The 21,839-nt window shown below is 37.2% G+C and carries 26 protein-coding genes; 9 read left to right on the top strand and 17 right to left on the bottom strand.

Going from position 1 to position 21,839, the window contains the following annotated elements:
- Positions 1 to 19: 19 nt before the first annotated feature.
- The 4 genes from hppD to AAEU33_RS00480 all read right to left on the bottom strand — a co-directional run bounded on the left by hppD (position 20) and on the right by AAEU33_RS00480 (position 4,761).
- A complete protein-coding gene (gene hppD / locus AAEU33_RS00495; RefSeq protein ID WP_172284014.1) occupies positions 20 to 1,150 on the bottom strand; it encodes a 4-hydroxyphenylpyruvate dioxygenase in 1,131 nt (376 codons plus the stop codon).
- A 229-nt stretch (positions 1,151 to 1,379) separates the two neighbouring features.
- Positions 1,380 to 2,159: a hypothetical protein gene (locus tag AAEU33_RS00490; RefSeq protein ID WP_345990425.1), complete on the bottom strand. Its 780-nt coding sequence runs from the start codon at positions 2,157 to 2,159 to the stop codon at positions 1,380 to 1,382.
- A gap of 110 nt (positions 2,160 to 2,269) precedes the next feature.
- Positions 2,270 to 3,544, bottom strand: a complete 1,275-nt coding sequence (locus AAEU33_RS00485; RefSeq protein WP_345990423.1) for an acetyl-CoA hydrolase/transferase C-terminal domain-containing protein — start codon at positions 3,542 to 3,544, stop codon at positions 2,270 to 2,272.
- Positions 3,545 to 3,609: 65 nt separating this feature from the next.
- Complete coding sequence (locus AAEU33_RS00480) at positions 3,610 to 4,761, bottom strand: homogentisate 1,2-dioxygenase (protein ID WP_345990421.1); 1,152 nt, start codon at positions 4,759 to 4,761, stop codon at positions 3,610 to 3,612.
- Positions 4,762 to 4,879: 118 nt separating this feature from the next.
- Here AAEU33_RS00480 and AAEU33_RS00475 point away from each other — a divergent pair, with 118 nt between their 5' ends.
- Entirely contained in the window at positions 4,880 to 6,949 is a 2,070-nt protein-coding gene (locus AAEU33_RS00475; protein ID WP_345990419.1) for a TonB-dependent receptor, read from the top strand.
- Positions 6,946 to 7,416: a thiol:disulfide interchange protein gene (locus AAEU33_RS00470; protein ID WP_273650824.1), complete on the top strand. Its 471-nt coding sequence runs from the start codon at positions 6,946 to 6,948 to the stop codon at positions 7,414 to 7,416. The genes AAEU33_RS00475 and AAEU33_RS00470 overlap by 4 nt, the downstream gene beginning before the upstream one ends.
- A 111-nt stretch (positions 7,417 to 7,527) precedes the next feature.
- On the opposite strand, the gene AAEU33_RS00465 is transcribed toward AAEU33_RS00470, so the two are convergent.
- Positions 7,528 to 7,998, bottom strand: a complete 471-nt coding sequence (locus AAEU33_RS00465; RefSeq protein WP_273650825.1) for a cupin domain-containing protein — start codon at positions 7,996 to 7,998, stop codon at positions 7,528 to 7,530.
- A 3-nt stretch (positions 7,999 to 8,001) separates the two neighbouring features.
- Positions 8,002 to 8,991 (bottom strand): NADP-dependent oxidoreductase, encoded by a 990-nt coding sequence (locus AAEU33_RS00460; RefSeq protein WP_345990417.1) that lies wholly within the window; start codon positions 8,989 to 8,991, stop codon positions 8,002 to 8,004.
- A 92-nt stretch (positions 8,992 to 9,083) separates the two neighbouring features.
- Here AAEU33_RS00460 and AAEU33_RS00455 point away from each other — a divergent pair, with 92 nt between their 5' ends.
- The gene (locus AAEU33_RS00455) at positions 9,084 to 9,470 is read left to right on the top strand and encodes a helix-turn-helix domain-containing protein (protein ID WP_172284029.1); all 387 of its coding nucleotides are present in this window, start codon (positions 9,084 to 9,086) and stop codon (positions 9,468 to 9,470) included.
- A 56-nt stretch (positions 9,471 to 9,526) separates the two neighbouring features.
- Here the strand turns inward: AAEU33_RS00455 and AAEU33_RS00450 are convergent, their stop codons facing one another.
- Complete coding sequence (locus AAEU33_RS00450; RefSeq protein ID WP_172284031.1) at positions 9,527 to 9,892, bottom strand: DUF1304 domain-containing protein; 366 nt, start codon at positions 9,890 to 9,892, stop codon at positions 9,527 to 9,529.
- 64 nt (positions 9,893 to 9,956) lie between these two features.
- Here AAEU33_RS00450 and AAEU33_RS00445 point away from each other — a divergent pair, with 64 nt between their 5' ends.
- From AAEU33_RS00445 to AAEU33_RS00435, 3 genes are all read left to right on the top strand, one after another.
- A complete protein-coding gene (locus tag AAEU33_RS00445) occupies positions 9,957 to 10,529 on the top strand; it encodes a Crp/Fnr family transcriptional regulator (RefSeq protein ID WP_172284033.1) in 573 nt (190 codons plus the stop codon).
- Between the two features lie 63 nt (positions 10,530 to 10,592).
- Positions 10,593 to 11,024 (top strand): DoxX family membrane protein, encoded by a 432-nt coding sequence (locus AAEU33_RS00440; RefSeq protein ID WP_228457050.1) that lies wholly within the window; start codon positions 10,593 to 10,595, stop codon positions 11,022 to 11,024.
- Positions 11,025 to 11,029: 5 nt separating this feature from the next.
- The gene (locus AAEU33_RS00435; RefSeq protein WP_345990413.1) at positions 11,030 to 11,473 is read left to right on the top strand and encodes a carboxymuconolactone decarboxylase family protein; all 444 of its coding nucleotides are present in this window, start codon (positions 11,030 to 11,032) and stop codon (positions 11,471 to 11,473) included.
- Positions 11,474 to 11,577: 104 nt separating this feature from the next.
- Here the strand turns inward: AAEU33_RS00435 and AAEU33_RS00430 are convergent, their stop codons facing one another.
- The 6 genes from AAEU33_RS00430 to AAEU33_RS00405 all read right to left on the bottom strand — a co-directional run bounded on the left by AAEU33_RS00430 (position 11,578) and on the right by AAEU33_RS00405 (position 16,235).
- Positions 11,578 to 12,549, bottom strand: coding sequence for a cyclase family protein (locus AAEU33_RS00430; protein WP_345990411.1), 972 nt, complete (start codon positions 12,547 to 12,549; stop codon positions 11,578 to 11,580).
- 126 nt (positions 12,550 to 12,675) lie between these two features.
- Positions 12,676 to 13,659, bottom strand: a complete 984-nt coding sequence (locus AAEU33_RS00425; protein ID WP_345990409.1) for an aldo/keto reductase — start codon at positions 13,657 to 13,659, stop codon at positions 12,676 to 12,678.
- A 23-nt stretch (positions 13,660 to 13,682) separates the two neighbouring features.
- Positions 13,683 to 14,357 carry a type 1 glutamine amidotransferase domain-containing protein gene (locus AAEU33_RS00420; RefSeq protein WP_345990407.1) on the bottom strand — a complete coding sequence of 225 codons (675 nt, stop codon included), beginning with the start codon at positions 14,355 to 14,357 and terminating at the stop codon, positions 13,683 to 13,685.
- An 80-nt stretch (positions 14,358 to 14,437) separates the two neighbouring features.
- Positions 14,438 to 14,725, bottom strand: coding sequence for a putative quinol monooxygenase (locus tag AAEU33_RS00415; protein ID WP_345990405.1), 288 nt, complete (start codon positions 14,723 to 14,725; stop codon positions 14,438 to 14,440).
- Between the two features lie 11 nt (positions 14,726 to 14,736).
- Entirely contained in the window at positions 14,737 to 15,621 is an 885-nt protein-coding gene (locus AAEU33_RS00410) for an NAD-dependent epimerase/dehydratase family protein (protein WP_345990403.1), read from the bottom strand.
- On the bottom strand, positions 15,618 to 16,235 hold the full coding sequence (locus AAEU33_RS00405) for an NAD(P)H-dependent oxidoreductase (protein WP_273650835.1): 618 nt from the start codon (positions 16,233 to 16,235) through the stop codon (positions 15,618 to 15,620). The genes AAEU33_RS00410 and AAEU33_RS00405 overlap by 4 nt, the downstream gene beginning before the upstream one ends.
- Positions 16,236 to 16,428: 193 nt before the next feature.
- Here AAEU33_RS00405 and AAEU33_RS00400 point away from each other — a divergent pair, with 193 nt between their 5' ends.
- Entirely contained in the window at positions 16,429 to 17,172 is a 744-nt protein-coding gene (locus AAEU33_RS00400) for a metallophosphoesterase family protein (protein WP_345990400.1), read from the top strand.
- A 65-nt stretch (positions 17,173 to 17,237) separates the two neighbouring features.
- Here AAEU33_RS00400 and AAEU33_RS00395 read toward each other — a convergent pair whose 3' ends face one another.
- Both AAEU33_RS00395 and AAEU33_RS00390 read right to left on the bottom strand, forming a co-directional pair.
- Positions 17,238 to 18,026: an alpha/beta hydrolase gene (locus tag AAEU33_RS00395; RefSeq protein ID WP_345990398.1), complete on the bottom strand. Its 789-nt coding sequence runs from the start codon at positions 18,024 to 18,026 to the stop codon at positions 17,238 to 17,240.
- A gap of 270 nt (positions 18,027 to 18,296) precedes the next feature.
- Positions 18,297 to 18,881 (bottom strand): Crp/Fnr family transcriptional regulator, encoded by a 585-nt coding sequence (locus tag AAEU33_RS00390; RefSeq protein WP_345990396.1) that lies wholly within the window; start codon positions 18,879 to 18,881, stop codon positions 18,297 to 18,299.
- Positions 18,882 to 18,999: 118 nt separating this feature from the next.
- Between AAEU33_RS00390 and AAEU33_RS00385 the strand changes: the two genes are divergently transcribed.
- Positions 19,000 to 19,896: a LysR family transcriptional regulator gene (locus AAEU33_RS00385; protein ID WP_345990394.1), complete on the top strand. Its 897-nt coding sequence runs from the start codon at positions 19,000 to 19,002 to the stop codon at positions 19,894 to 19,896.
- Here AAEU33_RS00385 and AAEU33_RS00380 read toward each other — a convergent pair.
- A complete protein-coding gene (locus AAEU33_RS00380; protein WP_345990392.1) occupies positions 19,873 to 20,349 on the bottom strand; it encodes a GNAT family N-acetyltransferase in 477 nt (158 codons plus the stop codon). The genes AAEU33_RS00385 and AAEU33_RS00380 overlap by 24 nt on opposite strands.
- A complete protein-coding gene (locus AAEU33_RS00375) occupies positions 20,349 to 20,783 on the bottom strand; it encodes a GNAT family N-acetyltransferase (RefSeq protein WP_345990390.1) in 435 nt (144 codons plus the stop codon). The genes AAEU33_RS00380 and AAEU33_RS00375 overlap by 1 nt, the downstream gene beginning before the upstream one ends.
- 125 nt (positions 20,784 to 20,908) lie before the next feature.
- Between AAEU33_RS00375 and AAEU33_RS00370 the strand changes: the two genes are divergently transcribed.
- A complete protein-coding gene (locus AAEU33_RS00370) occupies positions 20,909 to 21,784 on the top strand; it encodes an aldo/keto reductase (RefSeq protein ID WP_345990388.1) in 876 nt (291 codons plus the stop codon).
- Positions 21,785 to 21,839: the final 55 nt, after the last annotated feature.

The raw sequence follows: 21,839 nt of genomic DNA, 5'->3' as shown, positions 1-21,839 counted from the left end.
TTAGTATTGTTATTTGGGATTAAAGATTTCCTCTTTTTTCCTGTTCTCTTTCCAAAGCTTCGAATAATGCTTTAAAATTACCTGCCCCGAAACTTTGTGCGCCATGTCTTTCAATGATTTCAAAGAATAGGGTAGGACGGTCTTCTACCGGCTTGGTAAAGATCTGTAATAGATAACCTTCCTCATCATGATCGATCAAAATTCCTAAATCCTGTAGTTTTTTAAGATCCTCATCGATGTGACCGACTCTCTCAGGAACCATGTCATAATAAGCTTCTGGTGGTGCGGAAAGGAATTCTACTCCTCTTTTCTTAAGTTCTGTTACCGTATGGATAATATCTTTGGTAGCAACAGCGATATGCTGAACACCTTCACCTTCATAGAAATCAAGATATTCTTCTACCTGAGATTTTTTCTTTCCTTCTGCAGGCTCATTGATCGGGAACTTGGCGTATCCGTTTCCATTGGACATTACTTTAGACATCAGGGCAGAATACTCTGTATTGATCTGCTTGTCATCAAAAGAAAGAATGTTCACAAATCCCATTACTTTCTCATACCATTCTACAGTAGGAATCATTCTGTTCCAGTCTACATTTCCCACACAGTGGTCTACATATAATAAACCTGTTTCTTCCGGCTGGTAGTCACTTTCCCACTTCTCGTAGCCAGGCATGAAAGGTCCTGTATAATTTTTTCTTTCAATAAACATGTGAACGGTCTCTCCGTATGTATAGATTCCGGACATTTTTACTTCTCCATGCTCATCCGTTAAAGTTACAGGCTCCAAATAAGGCTTACCACCTCTTTTTGTCGTTTCCTCAAAAGCCTTGTAAGCGTCATCCACCCAAAGTGCTAAAACTTTTACTCCATCTCCGTGTTTTTTTACATGTTCGTTGATTGGTGATTCAGAGGTAAGTCCTGTCGTTAAGATTAATCTTATCTTTCCCTGTTGAAGAACATAAGAAGCACGATCCCTTACTCCTGTTTCAGGACCAGCATATGCTACAGACTGAAAACCAAAAGCGGTTTTATAAAAATGAGCAGCCTGTTTAGCATTTCCAACATAAAACTCAATGTAATCTGTACCATTAATTGGCAAAAAATTCTCTGCTTGAGCAATTTTTTCGGCAAATGTAAGTGTTGACATATTTTCTTTTTACTTTTATTTTTATTGGTATGCAAATTACAAAAATCTTAGATATGGCAAAAGTATTAATGGGAAATCCTCAAATTGAGTTAACATAATCTTAAAGAAAAGTTCATTTAAGTAATTTTAAGTTTAATTTATTACAATTCGGTTAATTACATTTGTAATACAAAGACAAGTGAAAGAAAGATATTTTCGAAAATTTGAAAGCCGTAGGAATCTACGGCTTTCATTTTTTATTGTTGAGTCTACCAGCGTCGGGATTATAATTATCCCATATTTTCCAGACGTTATCTATCTTTCTGATAAAGTAGATCTGGGTGTTCAGTTGGTTAACAAAATTCTCTTCACCGGTTTCCCCTATTTTAAACAATAGGTTCCAGAATTCCTGAGTCTCCAGTATTTTTTTATCCGGTTCGTCTGTGACCATGTGAATATCAAAAACCTCAAAGTTGGAACGGTTGTTCTTGGTTATAAGCTGAAACTTTCTTTCACATAATTCTTTGCTGAACTGGGTTGCTCTTTCGAGAAAAGGCGAGTCATCGAAAACAAGATCCTTGAAAAGTGCGGTGTCGTGTTCAGGAAACTTTTTATAAAACTTAAAAGCTGTAGAGCAGTATTCATAGACCATATTGCTGAAAAATGCTTCATCATCCGTACCATTGTCCTGTTTTTTTTCTCTGGCAAACTGAATATAATCGTTCAGATCTTTGAATCCTAAAAAGATACAGATCTTATCGAGTGTCTTTAAAAAACGAAGATCATTGTGGGTTTTATCCTGATAATCATTTTCAAAAAAGCGTTGTAAAGTGACGTGTGAAATGGTATTCCCTATTTCAAATTTTCTTCCTCCTTTCAGTTCTTCCGATTCTGAAAGTTCCTCTTTAATGATTTCAGAGAGAATAATGTAATGGCTTCTTTTCCAATCTTTAACATTTCCTAAAACTGAATTTTTTATTTTGGAATGTTTTACTATTTCCTCCCGGATTGAGTTATATATGGTTTTCAATTTCCTGACTTTAGAAGGTTTTTATCAAAAATACTGCCAAAGAATTATAGGATATTTTTATCAATCCCTTTTTGTTCGGTTAAAAATCCGTTTAAAATATATCAATTCTCTTAATGTTTGAATCTTTCAAAGGCTGCTCTTTCCAGCATCTCTCTGTCGTCAGGGTGTGCGATACTGATTAATTCCTGGGCACGCTGACGAAGATTTTTTCCATACAAATAAGCCGTTCCATATTCTGTGACAACATAATGGATATGTCCTCTCGTAGTTACAACTCCTGCTCCCTGTTTCAGGTAAGGGACAATTCTTGATACTCCTTTTTTTGTTCTGGAAGTGATAGCAATAATAGGTTTTCCTCCTTCGCTTAACGCAGCTCCTCTCATAAAATCCATTTGTCCTCCGATACCACTGTATTGCAAAGTGCCTATCGAATCTGCACAAACCTGCCCTGTAAGATCAATTTCAATAGCCGAATTAATTGCAACCATTTTTTTGTTACGCATAATGTTGATTGGAAAATTCACATCACTTACGTCTTTAAAAGCAAATACGGTGTTATCATCTACATAGTCGTAAAGCTTTCTTGTTCCGAAACAAAAGCTAGTAATGGTTTTATTATCGTTGTATCCTTTGTACTTATTGTTGATGACATCATTTTGGATAAGGTCTATCACTCCGTCACTCAGCATTTCGGTGTGGATCCCCAGATCTTTATGATTACCCAGGCATTTAAGAACAGCATCCGGAATTGTACCGATACCCATTTGTAAGGTAGATCTGTCATCGATCAGTTCTGCCACATTTTTGCCGACCAGCATTTCTTCTGGCCCCACCTTGGATCCGTAATCTACAGTAGGCAATTCTTCTTCGTGCCACACAAGCTTATGAATGCGGCTGATATGGATCATTCCATCCCCGTGCGTTCTGGGCATCAGGGGATTAACAATGGCGACAATTATTTTTGCAGTATCTACAGCAGCTCTCGCAACATCTACAGATGTGCCCAGCGTACAAAAACCATGTTTATCAGGAGGAGAAACGGTAATTAATGCAACATCAAGGGGTAGGATATTGTTTCTGAATAAAATCGGAATTTCACTTAAAAATACAGGAACAAAATCTCCCCGTTCTGAATTAACAGCTTCCCTCACCGGAGTTGAAACGAACAGGGAATTAATAAAAAAGTTATCCTTGTACTGAGGTTTTGCAATTTCCACATTTCCCTGTTGGGTAATGGAGACCATTTCCACGTTTTCGAGCCTGTGGGATTGTCTCGCAAGCTCGTCAATGAGATAATTTGGTGTACAGGCACTCCCGTGAAAAAATACGCGATTACCACTTTTTACTGTATATACGGCTTCCTCTGCACTAATATAATTGTACATATTGAATTTTTTTGAAATAATATTTATACCGCGCGCTGCCTGCGGTTATTTGTGTTTATCCAGATTTATTCCAGCCAGGAAGTTTTGTATGTAGGGTCTTCCACCTTCATTGCTTCTTCCGTGATTTTTAAAGGACGGAAAGGATCTACCATTACAGCGTATTCTTCTGTGAATTTCTTTCCGATGCTTCTTTCCATAGCTCCCGGATGTGGCCCATGAACAATTCCTCCCGGATGAAGACTGAAGTCCATCAGATCAACATGGTTACGGCTCATAAAGTCCCCTTCAGTATAGAATAATACCTCATCGGAATCGATATTGGAATGGTTATACGGTGCAGGAATGGCTAATGGATGGTAGTCGTACATTCTGGCACAGAATGAGCAGACTACGAAATTATGCCCTTCAAAGTTCTGATGGATTGGTGGTGGTTGATGTATTCTTCCTGTAATCGGTTCAAAATTCTTGATATTAAATTTATAAGGGTAGAAGTAACCGTCCCAGCCCACCACGTCAAATGGATGAGTTGCATAAATGAAATCGGTAATCTGATTTTCTTTTTTTACTTTGATGAGAAATTCTCCTTTTTCGTCTTTAGGTTCAACGAAGGTAGGGGCAATGATATCTCTTTCGCAGAAAGGAGAGTGTTCCAGGAGTTGCCCGAATTCATTTCGGTAACGTTTCGGAGTATAGATCGGAGAATGACTTTCAAGAACAAAAAATACAGTGTTCTCTGACTGGATTTCCACCTGATAGATGGTTCCTCTTGGTATAATGAGGTAATCACCGGTTGAGAACTCGAGATTTCCAACAAAGGTTTTTAAAACACCTTTTCCTTCATGAACGAACAAAAGCTCATCACACTCTGCATTTTTATAGAAATAATCCGTAGATTTTCTTGGCTTTGATAATCCCATTTTCAAGTCGTTATTGACCAAAAGGAATTTTCTGCTGTCCAGAAAATCGTCTTCAGGAGTCACCTGCATCCCCTTAAACATTCTCGGGGTCACATTTTTTTCTACCGCAATTTTCGGAGTTACATCCTTTGGTGTACCTATAGATTTGATCTGTGTAGGACGGTGGATATGATAAAGCAAAGAAGAAATACCATGAAACCCTTCCGTTCCGAAAAGTTGTTCATAGTAGAATTTATCTTCAGGAGATTTAAAAATCGTATGTCTTTTCTGTGGGATTTTCCCGGACTGGTTATATCTCATTTTTACCTTTATATTTTCTCAAATTTAATAATTTTTGACGAATTATTTTAGAGGATATTTATCATAGAGTTTTTTGTTTCAAAAATAATTGTTAGATTTGCCTAACAATTATTATTTCATGAAGCGAATATTATTTTCTGGTGTACTTTTATCCTCGTATTGTTTTTCTCAGGAAACAGATAGTTTAACTTTAAATCAAAATCAAAGGCCTGATTCTATTTCTGTTGCTAAAAAAGAGATCAAAACAAAGCTGATCGATGATGTGGTGGTGACAGGAACCATAAAACCTATCAGCAGATCCAAAAGCCCTGTAGCTGTAGAAATCTATAGCCAGAAGTTTTTCCAGAAAAATCCTACTCCGAATGTTTTTGAAGCGATTTCTATGGTTAACGGAGTCCGCCCTCAGCTCAATTGCTCGGTTTGTAATACCGGAGATATCCATATCAACGGCCTTGAAGGTCCTTATACAATGATCCTTATTGACGGGATGCCTATTGTGAGCTCGTTATCTACTGTTTACGGGCTTAGTGGGATACCCAACAGCCTGGTCGACAGGATAGAAGTGGTAAAAGGTCCGGCTTCATCAATTTATGGATCTGAGGCTATGGGTGGAGTGATTAATATCATCACAAAGAATGCTTTAACAGCTCCTAAATTAAGTCTGGATGTAATGACAAGTACCTGGAGTGAAGATAATATAGATTTATCTACCAAATTTAACGTAGGTAAGAAAGCCGCCTCTTTATTGAGTTTGAACTATTTTAACTTTACCAAAAGAATAGACCAGAACAAAGATAATTTTACGGATGCCACACTACAGAATAGAATTTCTGTTTTCAACAAATGGAACTTCCAGAGAAAAGAGAACAGACTGGCAAGCTTAGCACTGAGGTATCTCTATGAAGACCGGTTCGGCGGTGAGATGCAGTGGACAAAGGCTAATAGGGGTGGTGACAAAATATATGGTGAAAGTATTTATACAAATAGGGTAGAAGCCTTAGGGGTATACCAATGGCCATTGAAAGAGCAGATCATTACCCAGTTTTCATACAATTATCATAACCAGGATTCGTTTTATGGTACCAATCCTTACGATGCACAACAGAAAGTTGCTTTTGTACAGACTTACTGGGACAGAAAATTCGGAAATCATGATCTGATCTTAGGAGTTACCTACAAGAGGACATTTTATGATGACAATACTCCGGGAACTTCTTCTGCAGACGGACTCATCAATCAACCTATGAAATCTCCTATTTTGGGTGCCTTCATCCAGGATCAGTGGGATTTGGATTCTAAAAACACAGTATTACTGGGCTACAGATATGATTACGATAAAATACATCATTCTGTTCATTCTCCCAGATTTGCATGGAAATTTTCTCCTAATCCTTACCACACGTTACGGTTTAATTTTGGAACCGGCTTTAGAGTAGTGAATTTATTTACCGAGGATCATGCTGCATTAACAGGTTCCCGTGAGGTTGTTATTAAATCCGATTTAAAGCCTGAAAAATCGATCAATGGAAATTTAAATTACATCTGGAAGATTCCTGTGGGTAATCGCCTGATTAACCTTGACGCTTCAGCTTTTTATACCTACTTCAGTAATAAGATCGTGGGGGATTTCGACACGGATCCTGATAAAATTATTTATGACAACCTTCATGGATATGGGATTTCTAAGGGAGCTTCTATGAATGTGGATTTCAGTTTCAGTTTTCCCTTAAGTGTCAATGTTGGGGTGACCTATCTTGAAGTATTTCAGAAACTGGATGATGGCAATTCTAAAGTTCAGCAGCTTCATGCGCCGAAATGGAGTGGAACGTATAGTCTGACGTATAAATTTCCGAATGCTTTGACATTAGATTTTACGGGACAGTTCTACGGACCTATGCGTCTTCCGGTTCTTCCGGATGATTTCCGTCCGGAATACTCACCTTTTTATTCATTAGCTAATATCCAGGTTTCAAAAGCATTTAAGTCAGGATTTGAGGTGTACTGCGGAATCAAGAATCTGTTCAACTTTACCCCAAAAGATCCTTTGATGAGACCTTTTGATCCGTTTGACCAGCATGTCAATGATCCTATTAATAATCCCAATAACTACAAGTTTGATACGGCATACGGTTACGCACCAATGCAGAGAATACGTGGATTTTTGGGAATAAGATATACTTTGAAATGAAAATATTGATTTTATTTTTAATGTTAGTGCCCTTCTTTGGTCTTTCTCAAAAGATGAGAGAGGGCACTTTTTCTGAACTTGAAACATTGCGGAATAATCAGAAAAAGCCTGTTATCATTCATTTGTATACCGGGTGGTGTGCTATTTGTAAAATCGAATCTTTCAATCTGAATAAAGATAAGGAGCTTGTCACTATAATTAATGATCATTTCTATTTTATCAATTTTGAAGCGGAAAAGACGAAAGAAAAAATCAATTTTGAAGGAAAAGAGTTTCATTATCTTCCTAATGGAAATTCCGGGATTCATGAACTGGCTTTAGCACTGTCTAAAAATAAAAGCCAGCCGGTTTATCCGCTCTGGATCATATTGGATGCGAACCAGAATTTGGTGTATTACCATGAAGGCGAATTTAAACCGGAAAAGATGAAGAAGAAACTTGAAGAAATTTCGGCTTTGTACAATTAAATTTCCCCGCCGAATTTATCTCAATCTGCGAGGAATTTTTATCGATTAAATAAGTTTTTAATGATGAAAAGGACGTTGATCCTTTAACGATTAAATTCTTACGTCTTTCAATTACTCTCCTCCATCAATCAAAACTGCCAACTGAATACAAGATTTATCGGAACGATTGCTCCATGCGTGATTTGTCCCCCTTTGGATAACAATATCTCCTGCTTTAAGAAGCGTTTCACCCTCCTCCATGATCAGATAAAGCTCACCTGAAAGAATAATGATGTAATCTAGTGTCTGCGTTCGGTGCATCATCGGATGAGGTTCTCCTGGTTTAAATTCAACACCCAGATTTTTATCAGGAGGTATAACCACATAGCGAAAGTAGGTGCCGTTTTTTGGTGTCTGAGGGAATCCTGTGTTTGGGATCGGGGCTTCAAAATCCATGCTTGCAGGAGTCTTTTGTGTATTCCAGAGATCTGAAATAATCAATCCGGGTAAATGCTCTACCGTATTTTCTACTTCATGGTCTTCAATAATAGTTGACTTCCCATTTTGAATTCCTGTTACAATGCGTCTTGGTATTCTATTCATAACTTAATGGGTCATAATTAATTTATTCCCTCGGGTGAGGTTGTTTTTAAGCATCTGATGGGCTTTAAGAACGGTTTCCAGAGATAAGTTTCCAACGATCTTATATTTGGGCGGGACAATCAAGTGATCTTCAATGAGATTTGAGATTTTTGTTAAACTGTCTTTATAGTAATCGTGGTTCTTTGTCATACTGTAGGTGTAGTTAGAAATGTTCATAATAGTATTTCCCTTATTAAAAAGGATTTCCTTGGCTTCTTTGCTAATTAGCGCAGTAATATCCACATACATTCCATGAACTTTCAGTACTTTGGCCGTCACTTCAGACATACCCTCACCCACAAGATCTACTCCAATATCGAAAGGTTGATTTCCATTCGCTTTGAGTAATTTTTCAGGAAGATGAGTTTCTTTATAGTTTACAATCTGATCATGGTGAAGACCCATCTCCAGCAATAGCATTCTGTTTTCTTCCGATCCTACCGTTGCAACCACATTTTTAAAGTGGTTAGCAATTAAGAGTTTGATAAAAAAAGATCCTACACCTCCAGTAGCGCCTGTAACCAATACTGTGTCAGTAGGTTTCAACTGCAAGCGGTTAAAAGTCTGCAAAGCCGTCATCCCCACAGATGGAATAGCAGCAGCCTGTTCAAATGAAATGTTTTTAGGCTTTAAAACTACGATTGCTGCAGGGACGCTGATGTATTCGGCATAAGAACCATTGCTTCCCATGGAACCACTGCCACAGAATATTTCGTCTCCAATTTCAAATTCGGAAACATCGGATCCTTTTTCGACAATGATTCCGGAAAGCTCACGTCCTAAAACAGGGGAGCTTATCAATCTTTTCTCGAGTTCGTTTTCGAGCATCTGATAGTCTATTGGATTAAATCCGCTTGCTTTGATCTGAATCAGAACTTCATTATTTTTGGGTTGGGGCTTTTCAACCGTCCCATCTTCTAATCTGAAATCTTTATTAAGTATTACTGCTTTCATCATAATCAATTTATCAGACAAATGTAAAACAGGAATAGTTTATATTTGCTACTAGTTAACTATTGGTAACTAGTAACTTTAAGGATACTATTATGTCAAAAATTATAGAAAACGGAGTTGAGCGGGAAGCAACCTGTACTGAAGAATTATTCGCAATGCGGGATAGTCTGGATGTTTTAGGTGGAAAATGGAAATTGATGATCCTGCGTTATTTAACGAACCGTACGGCTCAGTTGATCCATTTTAAAAAGCTTCAGAGAGGAATCGATGGTATTTCTGCAAAAATGCTGAGCAAGGAATTGAAAGAACTGGAAATGAACTTACTCATTACGCGTACAATCCAGGATACCAAACCTATTACTGTAACCTATGCGGTTACTGATTACGGAAAATCGGTACTTCCTGTTACCGAAACTTTAGTAAATTGGGGAATTATCCACCGCGAGAAGATCAGGCAGTCGATGGGGGATCAGAAATGATTAATTAAAGAATTGAAAAATTAAAAGATTGACAATATCAGACTTTTTGTGAAAAGTTATTTCAGAAGCACTGCAATAATTCCTAAAATAGCAGGTAATGCCTGAACAAAAAATATTTTTTTGGTAGCTGAAATAGCACCATAAATTCCTGCAATGGCAACACAGCCCAGGAAAAACAGAGCGATATTGGTTTGCCATTCAGCATCTTTAATAAAAAAAGTCCAGATGAGTCCCGCTGCAAGAAAACCGTTGTATAATCCTTGATTGGCAGCCAATCCTTTGGTAGGCTTGAACATTTCTGCAGGAAGTGCGGCTTTGAAAACTTCTTTTCCTTTTGTTTCCCATGCAAACATTTCCATCCAGAGAATATAAATATGTTCCAGTGCTACTACAGCAATCAAAATTTTTGCAACAATTTCCATGATTAATTATTTTGTAATTGTAAAACTAAAAAAATAAAGTTAAGTTTGACTACTAAATTGTAAAATGGATACTTTTAAAACACATCTTGACAAATTCATTACGATTAATGATGAAGATTATAGTTCTGTATTATCTTTTTTCCAGATCATGGAAGTTAAGAAAAAACAGAATCTCCTTGTTGAAGGTGAAGTTTGTAAATCCATGTATTTTGTTTTAAATGGCTGTCTCAGAAAATTTTTTGTGAATGAAAAGGGAGTCGAGCAAACAACTGAATTTGCGATTGAGAATTGGTGGATCACGGATACTTTTGCTTTTGAGAGACAGATTAAATCGGATTTTAGTATTCAATCTGTAGAACGATCAACAATTCTGGTAATTGACCTTGAAACCCAGGAACTTTTGTTGAAAAAGCATCCCGTCATGGAACGTTATTTCAGAATGATCTATCAACGGGCTTATGCGTCCTCTGAGAGAAGAATCCGTTATTTATATGAAATGTCAAGGGAAGAGCTTTATATTCATTTCAGCACACAATATCCTTGGTTTATTCAGCGCATTCCACAATATTTGATTGCTTCGTTTTTAGGGTTTACGCCAGAATATCTTAGTGAAATTAGAGCTAAGTTACGTTCTTAAACCAGTTTAAGTTTTTTAAGATTTTAAAATCGGAATTTTGTCATGTTATTAAAAGCTAATACAATGACAAATATAAAAGAGCAATTTCCGCAATTATTTTTAAGAGTAGCGATTGCCGTGACAATGCTTTCAGCAGTGGCGGACCGTTTTGGTTTTTGGGGAAAAAATTCAGCCTGGGGGAACTGGGAGAATTTTGAGAAATACACCCGGAAATTAACTTTTTTTCTTCCTGAAGGGCTGAGTCAGTTTTCTGCTTATACGGCTACATTCTTTGAAATTGCTATTCCGTTGTTATTACTTGTGGGGTATAAAACCAGAATAGCAGCTTACGGAGCCGGATTTTTATTGCTCATTTTTGCTTTATCCATGACGATTGCTTTGGGGGCTAAAGCTCCTCTCGATTATTCAGTCTGGGTAGGAAGTGCAGGGGCGTTTTTATTGGCAAGTCAACGACAATTTTCATTAAGTGCAGATCAATTAACCAAAAAAATATAAATATTATGAGTGCAAGAGTAAATATTGCAAAAACGGATGCAGCAGCTTATAAAGCTATGATGGGATTGGAAGGATATCTTCAGACCATTTCTTTAAATCCTCTTCAAAAGGAGCTTATTAAAATCAGAGCTTCACAAATCAACGGTTGTGCCTTTTGTCTGGATATGCATACGAAAGATGCTGTGAAATATGGGGAAACTCCACAAAGGATATATCTTTTAAATGCATGGAGAGAGGCTTTAGAACTGTTCACAGAAGAAGAACAGATCTTACTGGCAATGACAGAAGAAATTACCTTAATCAGCCATAAAGGATTGACGGAAGAAACATATCAAAAAGCAAAAACATTCTTTGATGATAATCAGATTGCCCAGATCATTATGGCGATTGTAACGATTAATGGATGGAACAGAATTGCCATAAGCACACATTTACCGATTATGAAATAATTTTTTGAAATTGTTTTATTTAACACTAAGAGCTTCTCATCATTGAGAAGCTCTTTTTAAAATCAGTTTACTGATCATTTCAAACTACAAATTCCGCTGAAGTATTAATAAATAGCGACAGGGTTGATATTTACTTGTGTTGATCCTTTATAAAGTGGTTGCCCAAGGACGAACATGAATTCCCATATTTTTTCTTTTACCAAAGGACGGCTGTCAATCAGTTCCAGGTTGTAGATTCCTTTTTTTGCCAGCATAAACTGATTAATAGGAAATTCTTCTCTACTCTTGGGATTGGGGTAGACTTCGGAAGCCCACGTATCGCCGCCAAAAGCAACAATTCCCTGGTCGGCAAGCCATTGTGCTGCTTCCATACCAATACCGGGCTCAACTTCTAAAAACTGTTTGTTGTCTTTACCAATGAGCTCAAGCCATCCTGTGTTGAAAAGAACAATATCTCCTTTTCTGAGTGTGATTCCCTGTTTTTTCAATACTGCTTTGATATCGGATACTGTAAATTCCGTTCCTCCGGGAACGATGGATTTTCCGTAATGTTCGGTCATATCTAATACCACTCCGCGGGTTACAAATGGCGGAACTTTTTCAATACCCAGCTTTTTCACACCTTCTACAGTTACAAAATCAGCGGCTTTATTGCCATTGTAGTAGATATTGTTGATACCAATGTGTCCGATTCCGTTAAGTTGTGTTCCAACGCCCGTCCAGCCATTAACCAGTTCGTCATTGAACGTAAACTTATTAGGGCCCAAACTTTGGCCGGCCTGTTCCCCGGGTTGAATGTTATATAAATTAAAGCTTCTGTGACGGAAAGCAGGAAGGTTTTTATCTATAGCGACAGCCAGAGGTAATGTTTTACCTTGTTTTACAAGCGAAATGGCTGCTTTTACAACTTGCGCTGTCAGGAGATTAGCGGCTCCTATTTCATCATTTACCCCGTATGTTGAGGGGTACCAGGATTGATCGTCAGGATTGATATACTGTTTTTGAGCTTTTACTGTTGTGGTGTTAAAAGACAATAAAGCAGTCAACCCGAACAATGTGATCAGATTATTTTTCATTTTCTATGATTTAGGATTAGAAAGAAGGGAAGTTAGAAGAGGAAAGTTTATTGAACCCTTTATGAATAAATGATATTCAATCAGATGTAATGAGTATGCAGCTTCTCTCTTCCAACTTGTTTTATGTTAGATTCCGGTAAGGGCAGAATTAATCGTATCTAATTCTTCCCGAGAAAGTTCAACGGACATTGCCTGTGCGTTTTCGATGGCCTGCTGGGCATTTCGTGCTCCTGCCAATACAACACTGATAGCGGGTTGTAAACTGGTCCAGCGTAGGACTAACTGTGAAACGGTAGCATTTTTTTCCTGGGCAATTGTTTCCAAAGTTTCCAGAAAAGCTTTTACTTTTTCAAGATCAAACTGTGCAAAATATCCGTTACGGTGATCATCAGCCTTTAATTGAGCTTGTTTAAAATATTTACCCGTTAATAATCCTCTCTCCATTGGACTATACACTATAATTCCGGTATTGTTCTCTAAAGAGTAAGGTACTAAATCTTTTTCTATAGCTCTGTTCAGCATGCTGTATGATACCTGATTACTTGCCAGCTGAATCGTTTTAGAAGCTTCTTCCATTTGTTCCACAAGGTAATTGCTTACACCGGCAGTTCTTATTTTTCCCTGCTGTATCAACATTTCTAAAGCTTCCATGGTTTCACTGATAGGGGTCGAGTTATCCGGCCAGTGTAATTGTAAAAGATCAATATAATCGGTTCCTAAACGTTGTAAGCTTTCTTCTACTTCTTTAATGATGTTTTCTTTAGATGCAAATTTATATACAGGAAGTGTTTTACCATCTTTTTCTGCATTAAAAAAGAACTCACCTTTTCCCTGATTGCTGCCGTCCCATACTAAGCCAAACTTAGTTAATAGCTGGATCTTTGAACGGTCTTTTCCTTTGATTGCTTCCCCGATCATTTCCTCACTTAATCCGAAACCGTAAAAAGGTGCCGTATCAATAGAGGTTACTCCGTTATCTAAAGAAGCATGAATAGAGTTTATAGAATCTTGTTTTTCATTTCCGCCCCACATATTTCCACCGATGGCAAAAGCCCCGTGAGTAATTACTGATAATTCAAGGTCAGTATTACCTAGTTTTCTATATTCCATTTTGATTTAAAAATTGTTTGAAATTATTTGTTTAATTCTTTTAAAATAGCCTCACCAACAGCCTTTGCTGATTGAGGATTTTGTCCTGTAATCACTCTTTGATCTGTAACAACATGCGTCTGCCAAAGTCCTGATTTTTCAAATTTCGCTCCTCTTGCTTTGAGCTGGTCTTCCAGAAGGAAAGGAACAACATTCGTTAGTTTTACCTCAGATTCCTCTTCATTGGTAAAAGCATTGATCTTTTTACCATCAACTAGATATTTACCGTCTTTCAGTTTAATGTTGACCAAACCTGCGGGTCCGTGACAAACTCCGGCAACAATTCCTCTGTTTTCATAAATTTTTGAGGCAATGGAAGCTAATTCGGTATTATCTGCAAGATCCCACATTGCTCCATGACCTCCGGCATAAAAGATAGCTGAATAATCAGAAGGCTTTACTTCAGAAGGTTTTAGAGAATGATCAATTTTATTTTTGTATTCTTTGTTTTCCCAAAACTCTTTGTTCACCGGGTCTTTAAGATCAAAGCCATCTACTGGCGGTGTTCCTCCTTTAGGGCTTACAAAATCTATATCATAGCCTGCGCGATGAAGTACCTCCCATGGATGAGAAACCTCTCCTAAATAATATCCGGTACTCTCGCCGGTATCTCCTTTTTTGTCATGACTTGTTACGACAAATAAAATTTTCTTTTTCATATGAATTGATTTTTTGGTTTGTGACTGGACAAATCCTATCATGAATATGCTGAATATTACAATTGCAAGTTTTTTCATGGCTATAAAATGTTGGTTTTATAAATCTGTGGAACTTCCTGAAGTTTTTCATCAACCAGAGCTCCGAAAGCTTTAATATATGGCTGTTGATTGTGTTGTTCAAGCCCTGCTGTATTTCTCCATATTTCATAGAAAACAAATTCGTTTTGGTTCTCTATACCCTGATGCAGGCTGTAAAGTTCGCATGCTTCCTCTTTTCTCGTTTCTTTTACCATGTTCTGAAGAACTTCAAGTACTTCTGCACGGTGTTCTTCTTTTGCTTTTATAATCGCTGTTAAATATATTTTCATAATAATTGTATTTAAATAAAGTCTTCGATTGAATGATACTGTGGAGTCCAGCCCAGTTCTTTTTTTGCTTTGTCCGCATTACACAGGCTATTAGAGGCAAATCCAAAATAACCACCCGCATTGCTAAACCGATCTACTGCCTCCTGTACGCTTAAAGATTGTGCAGGCTCCAATCCATATTTTGTACTGATGGTTTCAGCTATATTCCTGATATTGGATGAGCCGTTTTCTGCGTAATACAGGGAACCTGCTTTTGCATTTTCCAGAGCAAGTACATAGAGGTCTGCCAGATCTTCGATGTGGATATTTGACCAGATATTTTCTCCTTTCCCGAAATAAACGCCAAATCCCTTTTCTTTTGAGAATTGAGTCAGGGCAGGAATCTGAATGCTGTCTTTTTTGATCCCAAGACCTGTACCGTATACCATTGTAGGGACAATAACAATACTTCTGATATTCTTTTGTGCAGATCTTAAAACGCAGTCATTGATCAGAACCCTGGAAGCCATTTCCAGCCTTGGGGTTAAAGGAATATCTTCAGTGAAAATAAAGTCACTTTTTTCTCCGTTTTCCTTTCCTCCCAAAATAGCTGAACCTGAAGTAAAAATAAATGTTTTTCCGGTTCCTTCCAGTGCATTGATAATGCTGTCCACAGCATAAGCATCATCTGCCGAATCGGCATTGTGAATGATTGCATCTGATTTTTCAATGGCATCGCGGAGAAGAGCTTCATTATGGATGCTTCCGATGATGGTTTCAATTCCCGCAGACGCCAGTTCTTTAGCATGGGTCTCATTACGGACCAGACCTATTACTGTATAGTTTTTATCCTGTAATTTTTTAGCAATACTTCCTCCGATATAGCCTGTAATTCCAGTTATTAGTATTCTTTTCATGAGGCTAATTGTACTTTTAATTCTTTTTCGAAAACATTTTTAATATGATCCTGGTACCGTTTCATATCACGCTCTATATTGGCATTCTTTTCCACATCATGGAAGTGAAAGCTATCCATTTTCTGTAAAGAAACGAAAGCATTCATCCTGTGGAATCCAAATAATGGTCCGTTATCTACACTCGTTTCATTAAAAAACTCTCCGGGAAGAGTAAACGCAGTTTCTGGAGCATTCCAGCTGGTTGTTACCATATATTTTCTGCCACCGAGCATCCCTCCGGTTCCATAATTGATCTCTGGGTTTTCGGCTGTTCTCCCGTCGCTCAGATAAATGCCTTTAGCATGTCCGGCAGTGAAAACTTCATCAATGTATTTCTTAAATCCGTTCGGAAGCTGAAACCACCAGATCGGAGTGTGGTAAATTATATAATCGGCCCACACAAATTTCTGAACTTCTTCATTTTTGTCATATCCGTCTGCTATATTGGTTACTTTAACTTCTACATTTTCAAAATTTTTCAATACTTCCAATGTATTATCAGCAACTGTTTTATTATATTTTCCTCCGGAATGTCCAAAGTTTTGTCCACCATTAATTATTAATACTTTTTTCATTGTTTTATGATTGTTTAAAATTTATGATGCAAAGTTAGGTTGTGTTTTACTATGATAAAAATAATATAAATTATAGTTTAATATTAGAATAATGATACATTGAATTTAAGGCATTATGGTTGAATATCATATTCCTTCTGCACGCTATTTATTATTTTCTCATGTAATTTTGTTAGGTAAATTTGAGTGGTATATGATACAGATAGCCGTTTTTAGTGATGTACATGGTAATCTTCCGGCCTTAGAAGTGGTTTTACAGGATATAGATCAAAGAGGAATTACTCAAAAATTCTGTCTGGGTGACCTGGTGGACTTTGCACCGTGGGGAAATGAAGTAATTGACAAGATCAGGAAGAACCATATTCCTTGTATACTCGGGAATCATGATGAAAGAATTGCTTTCGACCTGCCCGTAATTCCACTAAGCAAACATTCCGAAGAAGAAACAATAGCTCGGTTTGAAGCTATAGACCACTCCCGGAAATCTATTAGGGATGAGAATAAATCCTTTTTGGCCGAGCTTCCTTTCCACATCAAATTAAACTATAAGACAAGAGGCAGACATTGGAATATCCAGCTGGTACATTCATCTCTGAAAAGTAATGATACTTATCTCTACGAATATGAAGCTGATGAGGTGTTTCACGAAATGTTGAAGGGTTCTGATTCGGATGTAATTCTGATGGGACACACTCATATTTCTTTTAAGAAGAAGATCGGTGAAAAATGGGCAATTAATACTGGTTCTGTGGGTCGATCAAAGGAAGAAAACAGATTAGCATCTTATGTAATTCTTACGTTGAATGAAAAAGAGGTAGTCCCTGAGATCATTCAACTGGAGTATCCGCTCGAAACGGTGGCTAAAAGTATTGAAGCCAGTGGAATTCCCAATTATTATGCATCTTTTCTGAGAAACGAAAAGTCGGTTAATTTTTAATCTAAATAATTCAAAGCTGTTTCAAAAAATTGAAACAGCTTTGAATGTGAGGATGTTTATTACTATTATTTTACTTCTTTTGATGCTCTGATGATCACATCCGCCACTTCCTGTGGATGAGAAATAAATACAACATGGCTTCCTTTTATTTCTGTGATTTTTGCATGTCCTTTTTGGTACATTTTACGTTGAATAGAAGGAAGTATCGCCTCATCCTGAGTGGCAACGATACCATAAGAAGGTTTTGTTTTCCATGGTGCTCTTGTTACTTTAGCGCCCAGAGCTGCTGCAGAAAAACGTCCTTGCGAAGCATACATGAAATCAGCTTGTTCTTTAGGTAGATCTGCACAAAATCCTGCGTGAAATTTAGCTTTGTCATAGTAAAGAAATCCTTTTTCATCCGGAGGCAAAATTCCGCTCTTAGGAGATGCAGGTTCTGTTTTTGCCCAGTCTACAGCTGATTCACCCTCATCAAGCTGAAATGCCGCTACATAAACCAATGCTGCTACATTGGGATGATCTCCGGATTCAGTAATCACTGTTCCGCCATAGGAATGTCCCACAAGAATAGTTGGACCGTCCTGCTTGTCAAGTGCATCCTTTGTTGCCTGAACATCATCTGCCAACGAAGTTAGCGGGTTTTGTACCACGGTAACATTATATCCCTTTTTTGTAAGGATATCATAAACACCCCTGTAACCGGAACCATCTACGAATGCCCCATGCACCAGCACAATGTTTTTTACTACTTTAGATGATTGAGCTGATAAAGCAGATATTCCACCGAATAACATAAATAAAACAGCTAAGAAAGGTAAGAACCTTGATTGTTTTGAAATTGAAGTCTTTTTCATAAGTATATATTTTAAGGTTAAATTTTTTTTGTTACGGACCAGACCAATTGTCTGATTCCCTGCTAAGCTATCTGACTTTAGAATAACTTAACAGGGCAAAGATAGAGACGGTACGGGTTCGAAAAAATGGCTAAAAGTATATATTTATTGTACTTTTTTCCATAGGGGGGATTTTTTTAATGAATGAAGATAACTTTTATGATGAAAAAGCAGCTATGATTGTAATTGAATGGAGATACTTCTTGGTATCCAATGACTTTAAGTCAAAAATTAAAAGTTAATATTTTTTCTGATCCGGCTAAGAGATTGTTGCGTTATTCCCAAGTAGGAAGCCACATCACTTAAGGGAACTTTAAGCATTAGGTCTGGGTGGTTGGAAATAAACTTGTGATAACGTATTGTGGCTTCTTCTCCCATTAAATGGTTTCTGGCTTTAATTTTTTCCATGAGGGTTTTTTGGGTAATATTTTCTATCAGATTCTTAAAGTGAGGTAGTTTCTCAAATAATTCATTCAGATTTTTCCTGGAAAATACCAAAACCCGGGCAGAAGTTGCAGCAATGATTTCTTCCCTTGAAATAACTTCATCTGTAAAACTGTATAGGATTGTACAAAATTTATTTTCTTTAATAAAAAAATGAATGACTTCGTTCCCTTTTTCATTAGTGGAGACGATCTTTAAAATACCATCCAGTACAAAGAAAAGATCTTTTGCGATTTTTCCTTCCTGCAGGAGAATAGTTCCCACTCCCATTTCCTTTATTTCCATATATTGACATATCAGGTCAAAATCTTGTGTTGAAATTTCCCCGATAGAATTTAGAAATTGATGAAATGTCTGAATGTCCTTTTTCATGCCTGAATCAAGCCTTTACACAAAGGTATTACAATTATTGATGCAAAGCATAGTCAATTTCTATCTATTAGTATTCTGATTATTTTGTAGTTTTGTATTATAATTTAAATGCTTTGATATGGTTAATTTAGAGTGGTATCGTACGTTTAAAGAGATCTACAAGACAGGAACGTTAACCGGAGCTGCGGAAAGTTTGTTCATTTCACAGCCTGGTGTAAGTCTTCATCTAAGCTCACTTGAGGCTTATGTAGGATATAAACTCTTTGACCGGACCGGAAGAAAAATGATTCCCACAGAAAGAGGGAAGGTGCTTTATAATGCTGTTTTTGAACCGCTTTTAAAGCTTGAGAATGTAGAGAAAAACTTTCAGAAATCAACAGAAAAGCATACACCGACAATCAGTGTAGGGATGTGTTTTGAGACTTTTCAAACTACTTTGGAGCAATATGTTTCCACTTTACCTTTTAATTTGATCATCAGCTTCGGGGAGTATCCGGAGATGCTGGATCAGCTTGATAAAGGGATTCTTGATCTTATCATAACACCCAAAAAGGGATCATCACTTAATATTGAGCATGAAGCATTTTCATCCGAGCAGATTATTCTGGTCGGAGGGAAAGATGTAGATACCGATGCTTTTAAAAAGGTTCTTAAAACCAAAGATCCTGATAAGATAGAAGAATGGCTTAAACAGGAGAAATGGTATGGAACAACAGGTGATATGGAACACTTATTCCAATTCTGGATCCTGAATTTTGGACATAAACCTAATTTCCGTCCCAATTATATCGTTCCTAATCTTAATTCTATTATCCGTTGTCTGAAAGGAGGGACAGGATTGGCTGTAGTTCCTGATTTTTTATGTAAAAATGAAATTGAAAACGGAGATGTAAAATTGATCTGGGAAGGAGATAAAAAGCTGGAAAATACTTTATATTTCGGATGCCGGAAAAAAACAAGTTATCAGGCAGAGATCGGGCATATCAAGAAATTATTCAGAGAAGTGATGAGTTAAAAACTCTAAAACGACCATATCACGCATCTGAATTCCATTTTCAAAAATAGGATCCGGATAGTTTTGAATAAAAAAATCTTTGTGTATTCCTTTTTTCACAAAACCATTTTTCTCATAAAAGCGGATTTGACGGAAGCCTGTATCTGAAGTTCCTACTAATAGGGAATGAAAGTGATTCTTGTTTGCTATTTCCTTCGCTTTATCGATTAAAAGACCACCAATACCTTTTCCCTGATACGGGCTGTCAACTGCTATGTTTTTAATTTCCAATTCAGTATTACTAATCCGGTAAAGGGCCATTACGGCTATCGATCGGGACTTATCTTTAAGAACATATACATCACAATCAAATATGTATTTATGGATTGCTTCCACAGTTTCATCAGCCAGCAGAAGCAATTCATAGGGCATCTCTGAAGAGGCATCGATCTTAATCAGTGTGAACGGATCCATTATATTGCCATATGGATAATAGGATAATCTTTTCCGGAGCCATCTTTTTCTGATCTTCCTACTCTTTTAAACCCCATTTTTTCATAAAAGCCAATCGCCTGGGGATTTTGCTCATTGACATCCAGCTTCGTAAAACCGATGTGATCTTTCATAAACTGATATAATTTTTTTCCGTATCCTTTTCCTCGGAAATCATCATGGATAAACAACATTTCAAGAGTATCCCCGGCAACTGATGCAAATCCCTTTGCTTTATTATCTTCCGTTATCAGGTAAACATCTAAATGAGGCAGATAATCTCTAGGAATCACTTCCTGAAAATAATTAAAATCCTCTTCCGCAAGAAAATGATGGGTTGCTTTCACTGATGAAGCCCAGATTTCCATGATCCTGGGATAATCCTTTGATTCTGCCTTTATAATCTGATAGTCCATTATCTTAATTTTTGTGCAAAAATAAATAATTTTTAAATTTCATAAAGCAGGGATTTAAGGTGTAAAATTTCAATTTTTTGTTGCAAATTTGTTAGACTTTATGTTAAAAATTAAAATAAAGAATTATGCAGAAAAAAATGTACACAGGGCAGCCGGTTGTTACTTTAAATAACGGAATTGATATTCCGGCACTAGGATTCGGAGTATGGCAGATTGATGATCTGAAAGTTTGTGAAGATGCTGTGATCAAAGCTATTCAAACAGGCTACAGAATGATCGATACCGCATCTATATATCTTAATGAAAAGGCTGTGGGAAGCGCAGTGAGAAATAGTGGTGTGAATAGGGATGAGCTGTTCATTACCTCAAAACTTTGGGTGCAGGATCATGGGTATGAAAAAGCTAAAGCGGCATTTCAAAGAACACTGGACAGATTGCAACTGGATTACCTTGATATGTATCTTATTCACTGGCCCTTCGGGGATTTCTTAGGTGCGTGGAAAGCATTGGAAGAATTATATCATGAAGGAAAGATCAAAGCGATTGGAGTATGTAATTTTACAGTGGAAAAACTAGAAGAGTTAAAAGCGAATTCGGCTGTTCTTCCAGTGATCAATCAGATTGAATTGCATCCTATTTTCCAGCAAAAAGAAATGGTAGCTTATGACCGTGAAAATAATATTGTAACGGAGCCATGGAGTCCGCTTGGAAACGGAAATGCTGAGCTTCTACAAAACCCTAAGCTAAAATCAATTGCAGAAAAATATTCCAAAACAGTAGCGCAGGTTATTTTGAGATGGCATCTACAGGAAGGTTTTGTTATTATTCCGAAATCGATTACTCCATCCAGAATTGAGGAGAATTTTAATGTGTTTGATTTCAGCTTAACAGAAGATGAAATGAATATCGTTCGCTCGCTGGATACGGGTAAAAGACTGTTCTTTGATCCGAAAGATCCTGAATGGGAGAAGAAAATGCTGAATTCTATAGCAGACATCTAATAAAAGATTAATCAATTCCCACAGCTCCGAGGGTTTTGCGGAAATAGTCCGTATA

This window comes from Chryseobacterium sp. Chry.R1 (assembly GCF_039645525.1).
In the GTDB taxonomy this organism is placed as follows: domain Bacteria; phylum Bacteroidota; class Bacteroidia; order Flavobacteriales; family Weeksellaceae; genus Chryseobacterium; species Chryseobacterium proteolyticum.
Note: the sequence above shows the minus strand (reverse complement) of the source record. Positions and strands in the feature narration are given on the sequence as shown.

What these genes read in the sequence shown, in the direction of transcription:
- hppD (WP_172284014.1), bottom strand. Translation starts at nt 1,150, where the DNA reads ATGTCAACACTTACATTTGCCGAAAAAATTGCTCAAGCAGAGAATTTT.
- AAEU33_RS00485 (WP_345990423.1), bottom strand. Translation starts at nt 3,544, where the DNA reads ATGTACAATTATATTAGTGCAGAGGAAGCCGTATATACAGTAAAAAGT.
- AAEU33_RS00480 (WP_345990421.1), bottom strand. Translation starts at nt 4,761, where the DNA reads ATGAGATATAACCAGTCCGGGAAAATCCCACAGAAAAGACATACGATT.
- AAEU33_RS00475 (WP_345990419.1), top strand. Translation starts at nt 4,880, where the DNA reads ATGAAGCGAATATTATTTTCTGGTGTACTTTTATCCTCGTATTGTTTT.
- AAEU33_RS00470 (WP_273650824.1), top strand. Translation starts at nt 6,946, where the DNA reads ATGAAAATATTGATTTTATTTTTAATGTTAGTGCCCTTCTTTGGTCTT.
- AAEU33_RS00465 (WP_273650825.1), bottom strand. Translation starts at nt 7,998, where the DNA reads ATGAATAGAATACCAAGACGCATTGTAACAGGAATTCAAAATGGGAAG.
- AAEU33_RS00460 (WP_345990417.1), bottom strand. Translation starts at nt 8,991, where the DNA reads ATGAAAGCAGTAATACTTAATAAAGATTTCAGATTAGAAGATGGGACG.
- AAEU33_RS00455 (WP_172284029.1), top strand. Translation starts at nt 9,084, where the DNA reads ATGTCAAAAATTATAGAAAACGGAGTTGAGCGGGAAGCAACCTGTACT.
- AAEU33_RS00450 (WP_172284031.1), bottom strand. Translation starts at nt 9,892, where the DNA reads ATGGAAATTGTTGCAAAAATTTTGATTGCTGTAGTAGCACTGGAACAT.
- AAEU33_RS00445 (WP_172284033.1), top strand. Translation starts at nt 9,957, where the DNA reads ATGGATACTTTTAAAACACATCTTGACAAATTCATTACGATTAATGAT.
- AAEU33_RS00440 (WP_228457050.1), top strand. Translation starts at nt 10,593, where the DNA reads ATGACAAATATAAAAGAGCAATTTCCGCAATTATTTTTAAGAGTAGCG.
- AAEU33_RS00435 (WP_345990413.1), top strand. Translation starts at nt 11,030, where the DNA reads ATGAGTGCAAGAGTAAATATTGCAAAAACGGATGCAGCAGCTTATAAA.
- AAEU33_RS00430 (WP_345990411.1), bottom strand. Translation starts at nt 12,549, where the DNA reads ATGAAAAATAATCTGATCACATTGTTCGGGTTGACTGCTTTATTGTCT.
- AAEU33_RS00425 (WP_345990409.1), bottom strand. Translation starts at nt 13,659, where the DNA reads ATGGAATATAGAAAACTAGGTAATACTGACCTTGAATTATCAGTAATT.
- AAEU33_RS00420 (WP_345990407.1), bottom strand. Translation starts at nt 14,357, where the DNA reads ATGAAAAAGAAAATTTTATTTGTCGTAACAAGTCATGACAAAAAAGGA.
- AAEU33_RS00415 (WP_345990405.1), bottom strand. Translation starts at nt 14,725, where the DNA reads ATGAAAATATATTTAACAGCGATTATAAAAGCAAAAGAAGAACACCGT.
- AAEU33_RS00410 (WP_345990403.1), bottom strand. Translation starts at nt 15,621, where the DNA reads ATGAAAAGAATACTAATAACTGGAATTACAGGCTATATCGGAGGAAGT.
- AAEU33_RS00405 (WP_273650835.1), bottom strand. Translation starts at nt 16,235, where the DNA reads ATGAAAAAAGTATTAATAATTAATGGTGGACAAAACTTTGGACATTCC.
- AAEU33_RS00400 (WP_345990400.1), top strand. Translation starts at nt 16,429, where the DNA reads ATGATACAGATAGCCGTTTTTAGTGATGTACATGGTAATCTTCCGGCC.
- AAEU33_RS00395 (WP_345990398.1), bottom strand. Translation starts at nt 18,026, where the DNA reads ATGAAAAAGACTTCAATTTCAAAACAATCAAGGTTCTTACCTTTCTTA.
- AAEU33_RS00390 (WP_345990396.1), bottom strand. Translation starts at nt 18,881, where the DNA reads ATGAAAAAGGACATTCAGACATTTCATCAATTTCTAAATTCTATCGGG.
- AAEU33_RS00385 (WP_345990394.1), top strand. Translation starts at nt 19,000, where the DNA reads ATGGTTAATTTAGAGTGGTATCGTACGTTTAAAGAGATCTACAAGACA.
- AAEU33_RS00380 (WP_345990392.1), bottom strand. Translation starts at nt 20,349, where the DNA reads ATGGATCCGTTCACACTGATTAAGATCGATGCCTCTTCAGAGATGCCC.
- AAEU33_RS00375 (WP_345990390.1), bottom strand. Translation starts at nt 20,783, where the DNA reads ATGGACTATCAGATTATAAAGGCAGAATCAAAGGATTATCCCAGGATC.
- AAEU33_RS00370 (WP_345990388.1), top strand. Translation starts at nt 20,909, where the DNA reads ATGCAGAAAAAAATGTACACAGGGCAGCCGGTTGTTACTTTAAATAAC.